The organism is Cerasibacillus quisquiliarum (assembly GCF_014202495.1).
Lineage (GTDB): Bacteria > Bacillota > Bacilli > Bacillales > Amphibacillaceae > Cerasibacillus > Cerasibacillus quisquiliarum.
This window is the reverse complement of the sequence record NZ_JACHHA010000006.1, coordinates 57,231-76,939: the sequence shown is the minus strand read 5'-3', so window position 1 is coordinate 76,939 and position 19,709 is coordinate 57,231. Positions and strand designations below refer to the sequence as shown.

Annotated in this window: 17 protein-coding genes; 10 read left to right on the top strand and 7 right to left on the bottom strand. The window is 35.2% G+C overall.

The genetic code is table 11. The features are described 5' to 3' along the window. Nucleotides 1-97 precede the first annotated feature (97 nt). From gyrA to dnaA, 7 genes are all read right to left on the bottom strand, one after another. Complete coding sequence (gyrA, locus tag HNQ35_RS08570) at nt 98-2,563, bottom strand: DNA gyrase subunit A (protein ID WP_146937238.1); 2,466 nt, start codon at nt 2,561-2,563, stop codon at nt 98-100. Between the two features lie 91 nt (nt 2,564-2,654). Then, nucleotides 2,655-4,574 carry a DNA topoisomerase (ATP-hydrolyzing) subunit B gene (gene gyrB, locus HNQ35_RS08565; protein ID WP_146937236.1) on the bottom strand — a complete coding sequence of 640 codons (1,920 nt, stop codon included), beginning with the start codon at nt 4,572-4,574 and terminating at the stop codon, nt 2,655-2,657. Continuing rightward, on the bottom strand, nt 4,564-4,827 hold the full coding sequence (remB, locus tag HNQ35_RS08560) for an extracellular matrix regulator RemB (RefSeq protein ID WP_146937234.1): 264 nt from the start codon (nt 4,825-4,827) through the stop codon (nt 4,564-4,566). Before remB ends, gyrB begins: the two co-directional genes overlap by 11 nt. A gap of 17 nt (nt 4,828-4,844) precedes the next feature. After that, on the bottom strand, nt 4,845-5,957 hold the full coding sequence (gene recF, locus HNQ35_RS08555; protein ID WP_146937232.1) for a DNA replication/repair protein RecF: 1,113 nt from the start codon (nt 5,955-5,957) through the stop codon (nt 4,845-4,847). A 31-nt stretch (nt 5,958-5,988) separates the two neighbouring features. After that, nucleotides 5,989-6,207 carry a S4 domain-containing protein YaaA gene (yaaA, locus tag HNQ35_RS08550; RefSeq protein ID WP_146937230.1) on the bottom strand — a complete coding sequence of 73 codons (219 nt, stop codon included), beginning with the start codon at nt 6,205-6,207 and terminating at the stop codon, nt 5,989-5,991. 432 nt (nt 6,208-6,639) lie between these two features. Next, nucleotides 6,640-7,776 carry a DNA polymerase III subunit beta gene (gene dnaN / locus HNQ35_RS08545; RefSeq protein WP_146937228.1) on the bottom strand — a complete coding sequence of 379 codons (1,137 nt, stop codon included), beginning with the start codon at nt 7,774-7,776 and terminating at the stop codon, nt 6,640-6,642. 175 nt (nt 7,777-7,951) lie between these two features. Continuing rightward, nucleotides 7,952-9,295 carry a chromosomal replication initiator protein DnaA gene (dnaA, locus tag HNQ35_RS08540; RefSeq protein ID WP_146937226.1) on the bottom strand — a complete coding sequence of 448 codons (1,344 nt, stop codon included), beginning with the start codon at nt 9,293-9,295 and terminating at the stop codon, nt 7,952-7,954. A gap of 712 nt (nt 9,296-10,007) precedes the next feature. Here dnaA and rpmH point away from each other — a divergent pair. The 10 genes from rpmH (at nt 10,008) to HNQ35_RS08490 (ending at nt 19,686) form a co-directional block, all read left to right on the top strand. Then, nucleotides 10,008-10,142 (top strand): 50S ribosomal protein L34, encoded by a 135-nt coding sequence (gene rpmH / locus HNQ35_RS08535; RefSeq protein WP_146937224.1) that lies wholly within the window; start codon nt 10,008-10,010, stop codon nt 10,140-10,142. 54 nt (nt 10,143-10,196) lie between these two features. Next, on the top strand, nt 10,197-10,541 hold the full coding sequence (gene rnpA, locus HNQ35_RS08530) for a ribonuclease P protein component (RefSeq protein WP_146937222.1): 345 nt from the start codon (nt 10,197-10,199) through the stop codon (nt 10,539-10,541). Nucleotides 10,542-10,637: 96 nt separating this feature from the next. Next, complete coding sequence (gene spoIIIJ, locus HNQ35_RS08525) at nt 10,638-11,405, top strand: YidC family membrane integrase SpoIIIJ (RefSeq protein ID WP_146937220.1); 768 nt, start codon at nt 10,638-10,640, stop codon at nt 11,403-11,405. Continuing rightward, a complete protein-coding gene (gene jag / locus HNQ35_RS08520; RefSeq protein ID WP_146937218.1) occupies nt 11,405-12,028 on the top strand; it encodes an RNA-binding cell elongation regulator Jag/EloR in 624 nt (207 codons plus the stop codon). Before spoIIIJ ends, jag begins: the two co-directional genes overlap by 1 nt. Before the next feature lie 356 nt (nt 12,029-12,384). Beyond that, complete coding sequence (mnmE, locus tag HNQ35_RS08515; RefSeq protein ID WP_221261456.1) at nt 12,385-13,764, top strand: tRNA uridine-5-carboxymethylaminomethyl(34) synthesis GTPase MnmE; 1,380 nt, start codon at nt 12,385-12,387, stop codon at nt 13,762-13,764. A gap of 179 nt (nt 13,765-13,943) precedes the next feature. After that, nucleotides 13,944-15,827 (top strand): tRNA uridine-5-carboxymethylaminomethyl(34) synthesis enzyme MnmG, encoded by a 1,884-nt coding sequence (mnmG, locus tag HNQ35_RS08510; RefSeq protein ID WP_146937216.1) that lies wholly within the window; start codon nt 13,944-13,946, stop codon nt 15,825-15,827. A 59-nt stretch (nt 15,828-15,886) separates the two neighbouring features. Beyond that, nucleotides 15,887-16,603, top strand: coding sequence for a 16S rRNA (guanine(527)-N(7))-methyltransferase RsmG (gene rsmG / locus HNQ35_RS08505; RefSeq protein ID WP_146937214.1), 717 nt, complete (start codon nt 15,887-15,889; stop codon nt 16,601-16,603). Between the two features lie 320 nt (nt 16,604-16,923). Beyond that, nucleotides 16,924-17,772, top strand: coding sequence for a nucleoid occlusion protein (gene noc, locus HNQ35_RS08500; protein ID WP_146937211.1), 849 nt, complete (start codon nt 16,924-16,926; stop codon nt 17,770-17,772). A gap of 320 nt (nt 17,773-18,092) precedes the next feature. Next, complete coding sequence (locus tag HNQ35_RS08495) at nt 18,093-18,866, top strand: ParA family protein (RefSeq protein WP_146937209.1); 774 nt, start codon at nt 18,093-18,095, stop codon at nt 18,864-18,866. Beyond that, nucleotides 18,847-19,686, top strand: coding sequence for a ParB/RepB/Spo0J family partition protein (locus HNQ35_RS08490; protein WP_146937207.1), 840 nt, complete (start codon nt 18,847-18,849; stop codon nt 19,684-19,686). The genes HNQ35_RS08495 and HNQ35_RS08490 overlap by 20 nt, the downstream gene beginning before the upstream one ends. Nucleotides 19,687-19,709 lie beyond the last annotated feature (23 nt).

Genomic DNA, 19,709 nt, shown 5'->3' with positions numbered 1-19,709 from the left:
TTAACTTTAAGCATGCTTATTTATAAAAGAAATGACGCATGAAGTCAAATATAAAAATTTAGACTCCATGCGTTATGTTTAATGTTTACTTCACTTATCATTCATCATCATTCGATTGTTCATCATCTTCTTCAAGCTCTTCTTCTTCGACCTTTGCAACTGTAGCCACTTCTTCATTATCTTGAATACGGATGAGTCTTACGCCTTGCGTATTCCGACCAGTCTCTGAAATTTCTTCAACTGGTATCCGAATTAACACGCCATCAACTGTAATTAACATAATATCTTCGTCACCTTTTACAGCTTTAACAGATACGACGTAATTGTCTTCATCCGGTAGTTTACACGTGAAAATCCCTTTTCCACCACGATTTGTGAGACGGTATTCATTTTCAGGTGTTCGCTTTCCAACACCTTTATTCGTTACGTGGAGAATCTGTGTACCTTTCTCCATAATATCCATTGAAACGACTTCGTCTTCTTCTCGTAATGTAATACCTTTAACTCCAGCAGCTACACGCCCCATTGGTCTAACTTGCTCCTCATCAAAGCGAATAATGTAGCCTTTTTTCGTCGCGATAAATATTTCCTTCTTTCCGTTTGTCATCTTCACAGAAATTAATTCATCATCATCACGCAAATTAAGAGCAATTAAACCGCCTTTACGGATGTTGGCAAATTGGGAGATTTGCGTTCGCTTAGATATACCATGCTTAGTCGTAAAGAAGAAATACCAATCATCACTAAATTCATTAATCGGCATAACAGCATTGACCCATTCATCTTGATCGACTTGTAACAAATTAATAATTGGTATCCCTTTAGCTGTCCGACTAAATTCTGGAATTTCAAATCCACGTAATTTATATACTTTCCCTTTATTCGTAAAGAAGAGAATCGTATCATGTGTCGAAGTCGATACTAAATGCTCTACAAAATCGTCCTCATGTGTTCCCATACCTTGAATACCACGGCCACCGCGACGCTGCGTTCGGTATGTTGACGATGGTAAACGTTTAATATAACCACGATGTGTTAACGTGATGACAATATTCTCTTCTGGGATTAAGTCTTCATCCTCGAAGAAGTCGACTCCTCCTAAAACAATTTCTGTTCGGCGCTCATCATTATATTTTTCTTTTATCTCTGTTAACTCTTTACGAATAATGTCTAAAATCTTTTCTTCATCTGCTAAAATAGCCTTCAGTTCAGCGATTAGTTTAATTAAATCATTGTATTCTGTTTCAATTTTTTCTCTTTCTAAACCTGTCAAACGTTGGAGTCGCATATCTAAAATAGCTTGTGCTTGTTTTTCAGTGAGACCAAAGCGCTCCATGAGACCGACTCTGGCAATATCTGCCGTCTTTGAATTGCGAATCAGTGTGATGACTTCATCGAGATGATCAAGTGCAATACGTAAACCTTCTAGTATATGAGCTCGTGCTTCTGCCTTACGTAACTCAAATGCTGTACGTCGTTTAATAATTTCTATTTGGTGATTTAAATAATGTGATAATGCTTCTTTAATGTTAAGTACTTTAGGTTGTCCATCTACTAATGCGAGCATATTAACGCCAAAAGTCGTTTGCAAAGATGTATATTTATATAAGTTATTCAAAACGACATTTGCATTGGCATCACGACGTAATTCCATCACAATTCGCATACCTTCACGGTCTGATTCATCACGAAGTTCGGTAATCCCATCAATGCGTTTTTCACGGACATGTTCAGCAATTTTTTCTATCAATTTTGCTTTGTTTACTTGATACGGTAATTCAGTAACAATAATTCTCTCGCGACCATTCTTTTGTTCTTCAATTTCTACTTTCGCACGTAGCGTAATTGATCCGCGACCTGTTTCATACGCTTTACGAATACCGCTTCGTCCTAATATTTTCCCTGCTGTAGGAAAATCAGGTCCTGGTAAATAATCTTCCATAATCTCTTCAATTGTAAGCTCTGGATCGCGGCTTAACGCAAGGACAGCATCGATTGTTTCTCCTAAATTATGTGGTGGAATATTCGTAGCCATGCCTACAGCAATACCGTGAGCACCATTAACAAGTAAGTTCGGAAAACGTGATGGAAAAACGACAGGTTCACGTTCTGAACCATCGTAGTTATCGGTGTAATCAATCGTGTCTTTATGAATGTCACGTAACAATTCCATTGAGATACGTGACATTCTTGCCTCTGTATAACGCATCGCAGCAGCAGAGTCACCATCAACAGAACCAAAGTTACCATGCCCATCAACTAACATATAACGATAACTAAAATCTTGAGCCATTCTTACCATCGCATCATATACAGCCGAATCACCGTGTGGATGGTACTTTCCGATAACTTCACCTACGATACGCGCCGACTTTTTATATGCTTTTCCTGCATGCATACCTAAATCGTTCATCGCGTATAAAATTCTTCGATGCACTGGTTTTAGGCCATCGCGCACATCAGGAAGTGCACGTGAAACGATAACACTCATCGCATAATCCAAAAATGATGTGCGCACTTCTTGACTTATATTAACATCCTGTACTGTTGGACGTTCTTTCATATTTGATAACCTCCTAAGGATAAAGACAACATGTCTCTATATAACAGTTCCAAATGATTCATACCTATTTATATCGTAATGACAGATATAACTAAATATCTAAGTTTTTCACCGATAAAGCATTTTCTTCAATAAAATGACGACGTGGTTCTACTTTATCACCCATTAAAACATCAAACGTTTGATCCGCTTCAATAGCATCAACAAGTTCTACACGTAATAACGTCCGGCTTTCAGGTGCCATTGTCGTTTCCCATAATTGCTCTGCATTCATTTCTCCTAAACCTTTATAACGTTGAAGGCCAGGCTTTGGCGATTGTGGAAGTTCAGATAATATCTCCTCTAGCTGGCGATCATCATAAGCATAATAAGCTTTTTTACCTTGTTGAATTTTATATAAAGGTGGTTGAGCAATATAAACATAACCATTTTCTATTAAAGGACGCATAAAGCGATAGAAAAAGGTTAATAATAAAGTTCGAATATGAGCTCCATCGACATCTGCATCTGTCATAATAATAATTTTATGGTAACGTGCTTTTTCTATATCAAACTCTTCGCCAATACCAGTGCCGAGCGCTGTTATAATCGCACGAATTTCATTATTAGATAAAATACGGTCTAAACGAGCCTTTTCAACATTTAATATTTTTCCACGTAGCGGAAGTATCGCTTGAAAATGCCGATCACGTCCCTGTTTAGCTGAACCACCTGCAGAGTCACCCTCTACAATATAGAGCTCACTAATCGTTGCATCTCGAGATGAACAATCGGCTAATTTACCTGGTAAGTTCGATACTTCTAGCGCGTTCTTTCTTCTTGTTAAATCACGTGCTTTTTTTGCCGCTTCACGCGCACGCGAAGCCATGAGGCCTTTTTCAACGATTATTTTCCCAATCGTTGGATTTTCCATTAAATATTTAGAAAAAGCTTCACTAAAAACAGAATCAGTTACAGCACGGACCTCGCTATTTCCTAATTTCGTTTTCGTTTGTCCTTCAAATTGTGGATCAGGATGTTTAATAGAGACAATAGCCGTTATCCCTTCACGTACATCATCACCAGATAAGTTCGCCTCAGTTTCCTTCAATAAATTATTTTTTCGCGCATAATCATTAATGACACGTGTTAATGCTGCTTTAAAACCAGATTCATGTGTTCCACCTTCATGCGTGCTAATGTTATTCGCAAAGGAAAATATATTACTCGTAAATCCTGTATTATACTGAAGAGCGATATCAACTGTAATTTCATCTTCAATACCTTCAGCAAAAAATGGCTCATGAAGGACTTCTTTGTTTTGATTAATATATTCAACATACTCACTAATACCACCTTCATAATGGAAGGTAATTGGTTCACGATTAGAACGTTTATCCTCTAATGAAATTTCAATCCCTTTATTCAAAAAGGCTAATTCTCGTAACCGTTGACTTAAAATATCAAACTCAAATATCGTTGTTTCTGTAAATATTTCTGGATCAGGCTTGAAATGAACTTTTGTCCCTGTTTTATCTGTTTCACCAATGACTTTTAACTCATTTGTTACAATCCCTTTTTCAAAACCGATATAATAAATTTTACCGTCTAAATGGACATACACATCTAAATGAGTGGATAAGGCATTAACAACAGCCGCACCAACTCCATGTAAACCTCCGGAAACTTTATAACTATCGCCATCAAACTTTCCACCAGCATGTAAGACAGTCATAATGACTTCTACAGCCGGTTTTCCCGTTTTTTTCTGAATATCAACTGGGATACCACGGCCATTGTCAGTGACAGTAATACTATTATCTTCTTCAATGGTTACTTCAATTTTGTCACAATAACCGGCAAGGGCTTCATCAATACTGTTATCGACAATTTCCCAAACAAGATGATGTAACCCTCTAGAACTCGTTGAACCGATATACATTCCTGGTCTTTTTCTAACTGCTTCTAGTCCTTCTAATACTTGTATTTGATCTGCAGTATACTTTTTTTCTTCCATTCGTTTATTCCACATCCATTTCTACCTGATAGTAAATATCCTTTTCATGGACACGCTTTGTCAAAGTATCAACAGACAAAGCACTAAAATAAATCGCATCAGTTGCAAAAATAATAGATCTGGCATTGTCCTCTGATCCGACTATTTTTCCTTTATAACTTTTCAACATGGCTTCCATCATGTGAGATGAAGAAAGGACATCATAATTGATAATTGAGATAATCTGATCAGTTTGAATCATTGATTCATTTCCTATATGAATAAACACAATTGCCTCCCATTTTATTATTTCTTGATCTGACCTTGGCTAACATGATAAATAGCAGCTTGATTTAATGTGTCATGATCAATCCCATCGACTGTTGTTGTCGTTACAAATGTTTGAACTTTCCCCTGAATAGCATGTAGCAAATGTGATTGACGAAGGTCATCCAGTTCACTTAACACATCATCAAGTAACAAAACAGGATATTCGTTAATTTCATTTTTTATCAATTCAATTTCTGCTAATTTAATAGAGAGGGCTGTCGTTCGTTGCTGCCCTTGAGATCCATAAGTTTGAACATTTCTACCATTTACGATAAATGCAAGATCATCACGATGTGGGCCGATAAGGGTTGTGCCACGTTCAATCTCCTGTTGTTGAATATCACCAAATTTTTCCATATATATTGTTTCTATTTTTCCCTTATTCGCTGTTTCTAATACGTTAATCGTCGGAACATACGTGATTTCTAACTGTTCTGTTTGACGACTAATTTGCAAATGAATCGCATGTGACCATTCTCGCAACCGCTCAAGAAAGTTAAAACGTCGCTCTAAAATCGTTGCAGCATGTTCAACAAGCTGTTCCGTCAAAATCGTTAACATCATATCATCATCATGCTTCCGACGTTGTAATTGTTTTAGAAGATGGTTTCTCTGTCGTAAAATTTTTTGATATTGGCCTAAATGATAAATATAGGTTGGTTGAATTTGTCCTAGCTCCATATCAATAAATCGACGTCTGTGCTGTGGTGAGCCTTTAACAAGTGCTAAATCTTCTGGAGCGAACATAACGACATTCAATGCTCCGATATAATCACTTAAGCGTCTCTGCTCAAGACGATTCCATTTGGCTTTTTTACCTTTCGGTGAAATAACAATTTCAAGTGGCATAGACTGGTTTCTTTTATTCAGTATCCCCGCGACTTTGGCAAACGACTTATCCCATTGAATCAATTCTTTTTCTTTTGTCGTACGATGTGACTTTGTAAACGCTAGTAAGTATATGGCTTCTAAAAGGTTTGTCTTTCCCTGTGCATTCTCACCTATAATGACATTCACTTCATTGTTAAAATCAATCGTTAAATCATTATAGTTCCGATAATTTGTTAATGATAACTGTTCAATTTGCATTTAAAATTCCTCATTTTCACCTACATTGAACCTACTCTTTTATAACTTGAATCGTTAAGCCATCTTCAAATTCAATGATATCACCAGGATATAGTTTCCTTCCTCGACGTTTTTCTACTTCACCATTAACGAAAACACCTTGTTCTTGGAGAAATTGTTTAATCATGCCACCTGATTCAAATATATTTGCTAACTTTAACAATTGTCCAAGTGTTATATACTCAGTCGTAATATTAATTTTTTCATGCATGTAATCACCAAATCCTCTTCTTTTACCGTTAAAAGCCTTGTATATCTATTTTACTAAAGATTTCATGTTTATGAAAGGCCGACCCCATATTTATGATGAAAACGCACCAAAAAGCTTTATTTTGCTTTTTATCGGGTAGTTTGATCACTGTTTATTATTAAAATGAATCAATATTTACTACCTCGCTTAAAGATACATAGACTTACAATATTAAATTAAATCATTTTTCCACTTTGCGGGTTGGTTCAAACCTGTAGGACCTTATCTTTAAGGTTGTTCTATCTGAACGTTGTAAAATTTAAGAGATGATTTATTAGAATATTGTGATGAAATACTTACTCCATTGCGATTTTTAAATAAGATATTCACTAAATTTAGCTCAAAAGAAAAGGAATTGGCAAAATATGCCAATTCCTTATACTCTTGTTTTTATTAATATGTTCTTACTGGTAAAATTAATTGTAGCACTTCTTCCCCGTTAATAGGTCTAATAATAAACGGGCGCATCGAACCTGTAAACTCAATACTTACTTCATCTGAATGGATCGCACGTAATCCATCTAACATATACTTAGAGCTAAATGAAATATTTAATTCTTCTCCTTCTATCGCTTTAATTGGAATTTCTTCCTCTACATGACCTATTTCAGGAGAATGGCTCATAATCTCTATTAATTGTTCATTTATTGTTGATAAACGGACAACATTATTTCGTTCATCCTTTGCCAGTAGAGATGCACGATCAATCGCTTGAATCAATTCTTTTGTATTAGCATAGAGTGTTGTTTTACTCTGTGTAGGGATTAAACGTGATGTTTCTGGATAATTTCCTTCTAATAAACGTGACATAAAATTTAAATGCTTAGATTTAAATAAAATTTGATTAGCAGTCACACTGATTTCGACTAATTCTTCCGTGTCATCAAGAATCTTATTTAATTCATTTAAGCTTTTACCAGGTACAACAACATTGGAAAACTCCAATCCATTCGCATCTATTGGTACATGACGTGAAGCTAAACGATGGCTATCTGTCGCTGTAAAGTTTAGGCGATTATCTTTTAAGGTCATATTAACACCCGTTAAGATAGGTCTTGTTTCCATTGTTGAGACTGCAAACACCGTTTGACTAATCATATATTTTAACAAATCAATTGGCATTGTAAAGCTATCTTCCGTTTGGACTTCTGGAAGTAGTGGATATTCATCAGCATCTAAACCATTAATATTAAATTCTGCTTTACCAGAACGAATCGTTACTAACAGTTGATCACTGACTGAGATTTCTACCGTATTTTCAGGAAGTTTGCGGATGATATCTGGAAAATAACGTGCATCAATTACAATACTTCCTTCAATGATTTGATCAACGTTTATTTCACCATCTTGTTCACTAGGTATATAAGATTCAATAGAAATATCTGAATCACTTCCGGTTAAAGTAATGCCATGTTTTTTTGCCTCAATTTTTATTCCTGTTAATATTGGAATAGCTGCACGTGAGGAGATAGCTTTCATGACATCTTGAACACTATCTACTAAACGATTTCGTTGAATAACGAATTTCATCTGTTTTCCTCCTGTATATTATGTATCTTTATTTATAAAAAATAATAATAGAAATAATAAGCCTTGTGATTATGTGGATAAGCATAAAAAACATTGATGAATGAAACTTTTCCCCATGTGGATAGATTGTTGATAAGTTTGGTTAGTTGTCAACGATATTCACAAAGCTTTTATATTAAGTTGACTTTAACGTTTCAATTATTTCTTCAATTTCTTTATTTAATAATGTGTCGTCAATGATAAGTTTAGATATTTTGTCATGGGCATGTAGAACAGTTGTATGATCTCGTCCACCAAATTCATCACCTATTTTTGGTAAAGATAAATCTGTTAATTCTCTAGAAAGATACATCGCAATTTGTCGTGGAAAAGCTATTGATTTAGTACGTTTCTTAGCGAGAAAATCTTCTATTTTAACATTGTATTTCTCACCAACGACTTCCATTATGCTTTGCGTTGTAATTTTTTTCGGTTTTTTACTCGGAATAATATCTTTTAATGCATCGGCTGCTAACGCTGCATCAATATCTTTATTAACTAATGATGAATAAGCTACAACGCGAATTAAAGCCCCTTCAAGTTCGCGAATATTCGTATCGATTTGATTTGCAATATACATCATGACTTCATTTGGGATATCTAGACCTTCTGCTTTAGCTTTTTTATTTAAGATAGCAATACGTGTCTCTAAATCAGGTGGCGTGATATCTGTAATTAATCCCCATTCGAAACGTGAACGTAAGCGATCTTCTAATGTAGGAATTTCTTTAGGTGGTCGATCACTAGAAATAACGAGTTGTTTATTTTCCTCATGTAGTGCATTAAACGTATGGAAAAATTCTTCTTGAGTTGATTCTTTACCAGCTATAAATTGGATGTCATCAATTAATAAGACATCGACCGTACGATATTTATTACGAAATTCAGATGTTTTGTTTTCCATAATGGCATTGATAAATTCATTCGTAAACTTCTCGGATGTTAAGTAGACGACTTTAGCATCTGGTTTATGTTCACGAACATAATGTCCGATGGCATGCATTAAATGTGTTTTACCAAGGCCGACTCCACCATAAATGAATAAGGGGTTATAAGCTTTAGCTGGTGCTTCTGCTACGGCTAGTGAAGCAGCATGTGCAAAACGATTTCCAGATCCAATCACAAATGTATCGAAGACATATTTAGGGTTTAACATTGTTTTTTTATGATTTGAATGTTTTTCGTCTTGTTTAAGTTTTGATACGGATTTAATATTTTCTGTATCTGATAATGTATCTGGGATAGAAAATTTAATTTTTAAAAGGGAACCTGTGACTTCTTCTACTATCGACGCAATAAGATCAGTGTACTGTTCTTCTAGCCAGTCTTTGGCAAATTCATTCGGTGCCATAACTGTCAATGTATTATTTTCGATTTTCTCTGCAACAGTATGCTGTAACCAAGTTTCATAGCTAGGTTTACTTACTTTTTCTTCTATTTTGTTTAAAACAACGTCCCAAAGTTCCTTAATATTTTCCAACAGTTCGCACTCCTTCCTTATAAATTTATTCATAAGAGATTTTCATAGAAATAAGCTCAGTAAACAAGGAAAGAATCATATTTTGCCAATTTTTACATATGATAAGATGAAAAAACCTCTCCCGATCTATTTTTGTATTGAATAAATAGATGGAAAGGCGAATATAAAACATAATATTGCCTTGTTTTTTTACTGTAAAATTTTCTATAGAGATGTAGATAAGAAAGGGATGTTTGTGAGATGATATTCGCATTATCCACAAACTTGTTGATAAATGACTTAACATATGTGAAAAAACATATACACAACTTATCCACAATCTGTGAATAATCATGATTGGAAACAAGTTACCCACAGATTAAAACATCATAATTATACCAAAATAAAGCTTGATGCGCAACGGGTCAATTATACTTATCCACAAAACAAACGGGATGTAGATATTTATTGTTCACAGCCTTATAATATGTGGTTAACTTGTCGATAAAGGGTGTGAATAAATCAAACTGGAAATTTAATAATAACATTAAGTTGTGCACAATACAAAAGAAAATGTGGATAAATGGATAGCTATTCAAAAGATGGTAGATCTATATCGAATGATATGTACTATTATTTAGATGAGAATAAATTTGACATCAGTCTCTATTGTTAAGTATAATGACAAAGACTGTTTACGGAGTGTGAATTCCTCAGAGGAGGTGCAACATTAATGAAGAGAACTTATCAACCACATAATCGGAAAAGAAAACGAGTTCATGGTTTTCGTGCACGTATGAGTACTAAAAACGGCCGAAAAGTATTAGCTCGTCGTCGTCGTAAAGGAAGAAAAGTTTTATCAGCATAGGCCACTGAAATAGTCAGTGGTCTTTTTTAAAGAAAAGGTTAGCAAGGTGATCTAATGAAAAAAGCATACCGCGTAAAAGATAATCGGGAATTCCAGCATATTTTTAAACATGGTAAGTCATTTGCTAATCGCCAGCTTGTTCTATATTATTTGGAAAAACCAGAACAAAAACACTTTCGTGTGGGACTATCAGTCGGGACGAAAATAGGAAATGCAGTCAAACGAAATCAAATTAAACGTTATTTACGTCAAGCATTTCTAGAATTAGAAGATGATATAAAAGATACGTATGATATGATTGTAATAGCAAGACAGCCGACGAAGAATATGACGTTTCATGAGATTAAAAATAGCCTTTTACATCTTTTACGGAAAAAGAAATTGTTAAAAAAGAAGTAGATTTAATAGTTATGTATAGAATATCTTATGGAATTCAGATAAAATAACAAATAAATCATTTTTTTATACTCGGGGTTGTAGTTAGGAGGAAATAGGTTGCGTAATAAAAAGATTTTTATACTTGCGGCATTGATCGGACTTGTCTTTTTACTTTCAGGATGTACACAAGTAAATGAACCAATCACCGCACAAAGTACTGGATTTTGGAATAAATTCTTTGTATACCCGATGTCATCGTTAATTACTTACTTTGCAGAGTTGTTTGGAACGAATTATGGGCTTGCTATCGTGATTGTGACAGTAATTATACGCTTAGTGTTATTACCACTAAATGTGAAGCAAATTAAAAGTTCAAGAGCGATGCAAGAGATTCAACCAGAATTAAAAGCACTACAGGAAAAATATAAATCTAAAGATGCAAACACTCAACAGAAGTTACAAGAAGAAACATTGGCATTATTTCAGAAACACGGCGCTAATCCGCTTGCAGGTTGTTTACCGATATTTATTCAAATGCCGATATTTATTGCGATGTATCATGCGATTATGAGAACATCGGCTATTAAGGAAGGGAGTTTCCTTTGGTTCCAGTTAGGGACGCCAGACTATATTTTACCATTTATCGTCGCTGGTGCGACATATCTTCAACAACGCCTAATGATGGCAGGAAGTCCTGCAACAGCTAATAATCCGCAATTTAAAGTGATGCTTTATGTCATGCCCATTATGATCGGAATTTTTGCGTTTATTTTACCATCTGCTTTAGCATTATATTGGGTTGTCGGGAATATATTTATGGTTGCACAGACAATTTTCATCAATAAGCCTATGATGAAAGATGCTAGTACTGGAGGAGACGAATAGTGAGACAAGTAACTGCTACTGGGGAAACGGTTGAAGAAGCGGTCCATTCAGCAATAGAGCAGTTAAACACATCGAAGGACCAAGTTGAAATTGAAGTGATTGATGAGGGGAAAAAAGGCATTCTTGGGTTATTTGGTGCTAAACCAGCTATCGTAAAAGTGATATTACGTAAAGATCCGGTGATAGAAGCTGAGAAGTATATTCAAACCATCAGTCATCATATGGGCGTTTCAGATATAAAAATTGATATTGAACGCGATGATCAACAAGTTACTTTTAATTTAAGCAGTGAAAAAATTGCTTTATTAATTGGAAAACGTGGTCAAACATTGAATGCTCTCCAATATTTAGTCCATTTAGCGATCAATCGTGGTGGCGATAAATATTACAAAGTTATTCTTGATGCAGAAGGTTATCGAGAGCGACGTCGCATTACATTAGAAAAGTTAGCGCATCGTATGGCTGAACGGGCGAAGCGGATTAAACGTAAAGTAGCTTTAGAGCCGATGCCTGCGTTTGAAAGGAAAATTATTCATACCACGTTACAAGACGAAGATGGTGTTAGAACCTCTTCTGATGGAAAAGAACCACATCGCCATATTATTATTGAACCTGTTTTATAATTAAAAATTCAATTTTAGGGGATGAACGTGGCAGTAAAGCGTTCATCCTTTTTTTGTAAATACATAAAGGGAAAAACGGTTATTCACATGTGGATAACCGTTTTTATTTTTTTGGTAAAACAACTTATGATTTCCATTGTGGATAAGTTTATTTTTGCTCATTTTTATGGTAATCTATTTACTTAGGACGCTTTTGTGGATTGTTTAAATTTGTTTTAAATGGAATGAAATATGCATTTTTAAAAATTTGGCGTTACTTAAGTCCTGATGATAGACGTTTCATTTCCTATACGCCATGAAGATTAAAAATAATGATAGATATAAATAGATAAAGTTATACTTTAGGAGGTGTAATGATGATAGAGACAGATACAATTGCGGCTATATCGACACCGATTGGTGAAGGGGCGATATCTATTGTAAGGTTGAGTGGTAAAGAGGCATTGACGATTGCAAATCGGATATTTAAAGGTAAAAATTTACATGAGGTTGACTCACATACGATTCATTATGGGAAAGTTATTGAGCCTAAGTCAGATGTGGTTATTGATGAAGTGATGGTTTCAGTCATGCGTGCTCCTAAAACATTTACTCGAGAAGATGTTGTCGAGATTAATACACATGGTGGGATTGTAGCGGTAAATCGTGTTTTAGAAATTGTTTTAGAAAACGGGGCTCGTTTAGCTGAGCCAGGTGAGTTTACGAAACGAGCCTTTTTAAATGGACGTATTGATTTATCACAAGCTGAAGCTGTGATGGACTTAATACGAGCGAAGACAGATAAAGCGATGGGTGTCGCTTTAAGACAGATGGATGGTCGGTTATCACAATTGATTCAATCATTTCGTCAAGAATTGCTCGAGACCATTGCACATGTAGAGGTTAATATTGATTATCCTGAATATGATGATGTTGAAGAGATGACACATGCGTTAATGCGTGAAAAGACGAATAAAGTTAGTGAACAAATTGAGCAATTACTCCAAGTGGCAAAACAAGGGAAAATTTTACGTGAAGGTTTGTCTACGGCGATTATAGGAAGACCGAATGTTGGTAAATCTTCATTAATGAATACGCTCGTTCAAGAAAATAAAGCAATTGTAACAGATATCCCAGGTACAACACGTGATATTATTGAAGAATATGTAAATGTTCGTGGTGTTCCTTTACGTTTAGTAGATACGGCTGGTATACGTGAGACTGAGGATATCGTCGAAAAAATTGGGGTAGAACGATCACATCAAGTGTTAAAACAATCTGACTTAGTTTTACTCGTTTTAAATTATCATGAACCATTAACAGATGATGATCGGCATTTATTTAAAGCAGTCGAAGGGTTAGAATATATTGTCATCGTTAATAAAACAGATTTAGAACAGTATTTAGATTTAAATGAAGTGAAGGAATTAGCGAAAGGTCATCCTGTTATTACAACATCTTTAATAAAAGAAGAAGGAATCGACGCATTGGAAGAGGCGATTCGTGATCTGTTTTTTAGAGGTGATATTGAATCAGATGATATGACTTACGTATCAAATGCCCGTCATATCCAGCTTTTGAAACAAGCTAAAAAAGCATTGGAAGATGCAAAAGCAAGTTTGGATATGGGAATGCCGCTTGATATCGTCCAAATCGATATTACCCGAACGTGGGAACTCTTAGGTGAAATCATTGGAGATACTGCGAGTGAAGCATTGATTGACCAACTATTTTCGCAATTTTGTTTAGGAAAATAAGTGAATTGATCTCATCATGCTTTTCTTTAGAGGGACAAATGTACGTTTTAAGATGTTAAACAAAAAAACATCTCTTACAGATTTGAAGCGAGCGATATTATTTTGTGTTATACCGTTTCAAAGATGATATATTTACAAAATGGATTTAGATAAAAACTGTATAGGAAGGATGAAACAAAATGACATATGATGCAGGCCATTACGATGTGATTGTAGTTGGTTCGGGTCATGCCGGAGTAGAAGCGGGATTAGCAGCAGCACGTATGGGTGCAAAGACCCTTATGCTTACTTTAAATCTAGATATGATCGCCTTTATGCCATGTAACCCTTCACTTGGTGGACCAGCTAAAGGCATCGTTGTGCGTGAAATTGATGCTCTCGGTGGGGTTATGGGTAAAGTTATTGACCAAGCTCATATTCAAATGCGTATGCTTAATACGCGAAAAGGTCCCGCAGTTCAAGCACTAAGGGCACAGGCCGATAAACCTGTTTATGTTCAAAAAATGAAACATATTATTGAGAAAGAAGAAAACATTACTCTTCGGCAAGCAATGGTAAATGAATTAATTGTAGAAGATGGCATTTGTAAAGGGGTCATTACCGAAACAAAAGCCGCTTATTATGCGAAAGCTGTCATTATTACGACAGGGACATTTATGCGTGGAAAAGTATTAATGGGTGACTTGGAATATGAAAGTGGTCCAAATAACCAACGAGTATCTGTTAAGTTATCAGAGAATCTTGAAGAGCTCGGTTTTCAATTAACGCGTTTTAAAACGGGTACACCACCTCGTGTCAATGGTCGGACAATTGATTATTCAAAAACTGAAATTCAACCAGGTGACGAGAAACCAAGAGGCTTTTCATATGAAACGACTGATTATATAACAGATCAAATGCCATGCTGGTTAACTCATACGAATCAACAGACACATCAGATTATTAATGATAATCTTACTTTATCCGCCATGTACTCTGGTGCTAAACGCGGTACAGGTCCAAGATATTGTCCGTCTATTGAAGACAAAATCGTTCGCTTTCATGATAAGCCGCGTCATCAAGTTTTTCTAGAACCAGAAGGACGACATACGGAAGAATATTATGTTCAAGGATTATCAACATCTCTACCAGAATCTCTACAACATGATATCGTTCGTTCTGTAGAAGGATTAGAAAATGCTGAAATTATGCGACCAGGCTATGCGATTGAGTATGATGCGTTAGTTCCAACACAACTTTGGCCAACGTTAGAAACGAAAAAAATATCAGGTCTTTATACCGCTGGCCAAATAAACGGGACATCTGGTTACGAAGAAGCGGCTGCCCAAGGAATTATGGCTGGTATTAATGCAACACGAAAGATCTTCGGTAAAGAACCTGTTATACTTGATCGCTCACAAGCCTATATCGGTGTACTTATCGATGATCTTGTCACAAAAGGAACACGTGAACCTTACCGACTACTCACATCACGTGCTGAATACCGCTTGTTGCTGCGACATGATAATGCAGATTTACGGTTAACAGAACTTGGATATCAATTAGGCCTTATTTCTGAAGAACGTTATCAAAAATTTCTTAATAAGAAACAACTCGTAAAAGAAGAGAAAGAAAGACTTTATAAAATGATTGTCAAACCGACTGATTCTGTACAAGAAATGCTCAAATCAGTAAATGGATCTTTACTGAAAGATGCTGTTCGTGCTTATGATTTATTAAAACGTCCAGAAGTGACATACGAGTTATTAGAAACCGTGATAGAAAAACGAAATTTACCAGATGAAGTAAAAGAACAAGTAGAGATTCAAATTAAGTATGAAGGTTATATTAAGAAAACATATGAACAAGTTGAACGAATGAAAAAAATGGAAGGAAAATTAATACCAGAAAATATTGATTACGACAAAATTAGTGGGATTGCGACAGAAGCTAAGGAGAAACTTAAACAAGTGCGTCCACTTTCTGTCGGGCAGGCATCAAGAATTTCTGGAGTCAACCCATCTGATATATCAATCTTACTCGTTTATATTGAACAAGGTAAAATTGCTAAACTTGCTCATTAGATTAAAAACCGACTTTTAACGTCGGTTTTTAATCAAAATACATAAAAAGGATGACATTCATGAATCGTGAACAGTTTAAGCAAGCTCTTATGGAAAAAGGCATTGCTCTAACAGATGAGCAACTCGAACAATTTTCTATTTATTATCGTACATTAGTCGATTGGAATGAAAAAATGAATTTAACGGCTATTACTGAAAAAGAAGAGGTATATTTAAAACATTTTTATGATTCTATTTCCGTTGCTTTTTATCACGACTTTAATAAAGAAGAAAAAATCTGTGATGTAGGAGCGGGAGCAGGTTTTCCGAGCATTCCATTAAAAATATGCTACCCACATTTAGAAATGACAATTGTAGATTCCTTAAAGAAGCGCATTGGATTTTTAAACCACTTAGCAACAAAACTCGAATTAGAGAATGTGTATTTTTATCATGACCGTGCAGAAAATTTTGGGAAAAACAAACAATTCCGCGAAACCTTCGACGTTGTTTTAGCAAGAGCAGTTGCCAGAATGTCTGTTCTAAGTGAATTATGCTTACCTTTAGTGAAGATAAATGGTCTTTTTATTGCGATGAAAGGCGCACAAGGAGAAGAAGAATTATTAAATGCCGAAAAAGCAATACGCGTTCTAGGAGGACAGGTAAAAGAAACATATTTATTCACCCTGCCTAAAGAAGGTAGTGAAAGAACGATAATATGTATTGATAAAGTAAAATCGACACCAAAGAAATATCCTCGAAAGCCAGGGACACCAAACCGAACACCAATTGAATAACGAGAACATACGTGCTATAATGTTTTGATGAGTCTGTTACGCGTTTAAATAAACGAGATAGAAACACATTTGTTCTCTATGGATAACATGCTAAAATATGATATTATGGTAATATGTGGTCAATAAGAAAGATGTTCCATCCAATAAATGTTTCACGTGAAACATTTGGGTGTTTATATATACATCACGCTAATCGTTCAATGAATGATAACCTCTATGGCATATATGAAATGAAATAGGTGGATCTAACTAATAATGATATTGATATATAGATCGAACCGTAAAATGTTACAATGAATTATAAAAAGGTGGGGTGAAACGTGTTGCAACCTTTCAACCGTCTCTTTGGTATGAAAGATAAATCCGAAGAAGAGTCGATTGTATACCGTCCTGATGAAGTGATTGAACTTCCTGTCAACCAAATTCAACCTAATCGATTCCAACCACGGACATTATTCGATGAAGAAAAGATCCGTGAACTTGCTCAAACGATACATACACATGGAATGATTCAGCCGATTGTTGTAAGAAAGCTAGATGAAAATCAATTTGAGCTGATAGCGGGTGAACGAAGATGGCGTGCTGTTCAAACGTTAGAGTGGGAAAATGTACCGGCAATCATCCGTGATATGAATGATACACAAACTGCTTCCGTTGCATTGATAGAGAACTTACAACGTGAAGAATTGACAGTTATTGAAGAAGCTGTTGCTTATGCTAAGCTTTTAGAACTTCATGATTTAACCCAAGAGGCTTTGGCACAACGGTTAGGTAAGAGTCAATCAACAATAGCAAATAAGCTGCGCCTGTTAAATTTACCAGAAGAAGTACATCAAGCCTTATTAGCAAAAAAAATAACAGAACGTCATGCAAGAGCGTTAATTAAATTACAAAACGCAGAAACCCAAGTTAATCTATTAAATGAAATTATTGAGCAACAATTAAATGTAAAGCAAACTGAAGAAAAAGTAAGCGAATTATTAGAACCAAAAAAGAAAAAAACGAAACGACGTCCGAGACTAAAAGGAATTAGTAAAGACGTACGTATTGCGATGAATACAATACGTCAATCATTAACAATGGTTTCAGAGACTGGTATTGATGTAGAATCAAATGAAGAAGAATTAGAAGACTACTATCAAATCACGATAAAAATACCAAAAAAGTAATCATATATTATATTTATTTATTTTTTAAAAAGCCTTTATATCGAAAGGCTTTTTTATTTTACTAAACTAAAATATGTTTTTTGACTTATTAAGTAGATAGGGTAGTTAATATCATTAAAGTAAGTAGATGACAATGGTTAACTTTTGCATGAAATGCAGTCATTTACCAAAATTGTTAAGTCTTATTCATGAATATAATTCTATTAGGTAAATTCGCTGTTTATCTAGTGAAAAAATGATAGAATAGAGGAAGTAATATTTTTTTGCGAGGAAATGCGAGCAAGAAAAGTGTTATTCAAACAAAACAGGTAGGTGTAATTATGGGAAAGATTATTTCCATCGCTAATCAGAAAGGTGGCGTAGGGAAGACGACGACATCAGTAAATTTAAGTGCTAGTTTAGCTAAATTAGGTTATCGAGTATTACTTGTGGATATTGATCCTCAGGGAAATGCGACAAGTGGTGTCGGTATTAACAAGGCAGATGCAGCAAAATGTGTTTATAATGTATTGATCGACGAAGTATCTGCTAAGGAAGTGTTATTTCCTACTGAAATTGACAATTTAGATGTTATTCCTGCTACCATCCAACTAGCTGGTGCAGAAATAGAGCTTGTACCAATTATTTCACGTGAAATACGTCTTAAAAAGGCATTAGAAGAACTGAAATCCGAATATGATTACATAATTATAGATTGTCCACCATCATTAGGAATTTTGACGATTAATGCTTTAACAGCATCTGATTCTGTATTGATTCCAGTACAATGTGAATATTATGCATTAGAAGGATTAAGTCAATTGTTAAACACGATTCGTCTAGTCCAAAAACATTTAAATACATCATTAATGATAGAAGGTGTATTGTTAACGATGTTGGATGCACGGACTAACTTAGGTATTCAAGTGATTGAAGAAGTTAAAAAATATTTTCAAGATAAAGTATATCAATCAATCATTCCACGCAATGTTCGCTTAGGTGAAGCCCCAAGTCATGGCAAACCGATTACTGTCTATGATCCTAAATCCCGTGGAGCAGAAGTTTATCTTGAATTAGCAAGGGAAGTGGTGAATAGTGACAAGAAGGTTGGGTAGAGGATTGGATGCCCTTTTTCAAGATGTCGAACAAAAGGATGAAGAATCAATTCAAGAAGTAGCTGTTACAGAATGTCGACCTAACCCATATCAACCTCGGAAAAGGTTTGAAGCAGACGCGATTGAAGAATTAAAGGAGTCAATTCTTGAATATGGAATTATCCAGCCACTGATCGTTCGTAAAAGTATTAAAGGTTATGAAATTGTTGTTGGTGAACGGCGGTATCGAGCTGCTAAAGAAGCGGGTCTAAGCACAGTACCTGTCATCGTGAAGGAAATGTCTGATGAACGTATGATGGAGCTAGCCTTATTAGAAAACTTGCAACGTGAAGACCTTACACCAATAGAAGAAGCTGAAGCATATCAATCATTGATTGAAAACCTTCAAATAACGCAAGAAGAATTATCAAAAAGACTTGGTAAAAGTCGTTCACATATTGCGAATATGGTTCGTTTACTTGCATTGCCTAAAGCGGTTACTGCAAAAATTAACAATGGTGAACTTTCAATGGGACATGGGCGCGCTTTACTCGGATTAAAAGATAAAGAACAAGTGATACCACTGGCCCAAAAAATTGTTAAAGAAAAGCTAAATGTTCGTCAAGTTGAGCGAATGATTGCGGAATTAAATGAAAAACAACATAAGAAAACTAAGAAGCAAGCGAAAGATCCATTTATCGTCGCCCAAGAATCTGTTTTACGAGAAAAATTTGGAACAGCTGTGACGATACAAAGAGGGAAGCGGAAAGGGAAAATAGAAATCGAATTTTATACGGATGATGATTTAAATCGAATTATTAATATGATGGAAAGTGTATGATAAAAATGTTTCACGTGAAACAT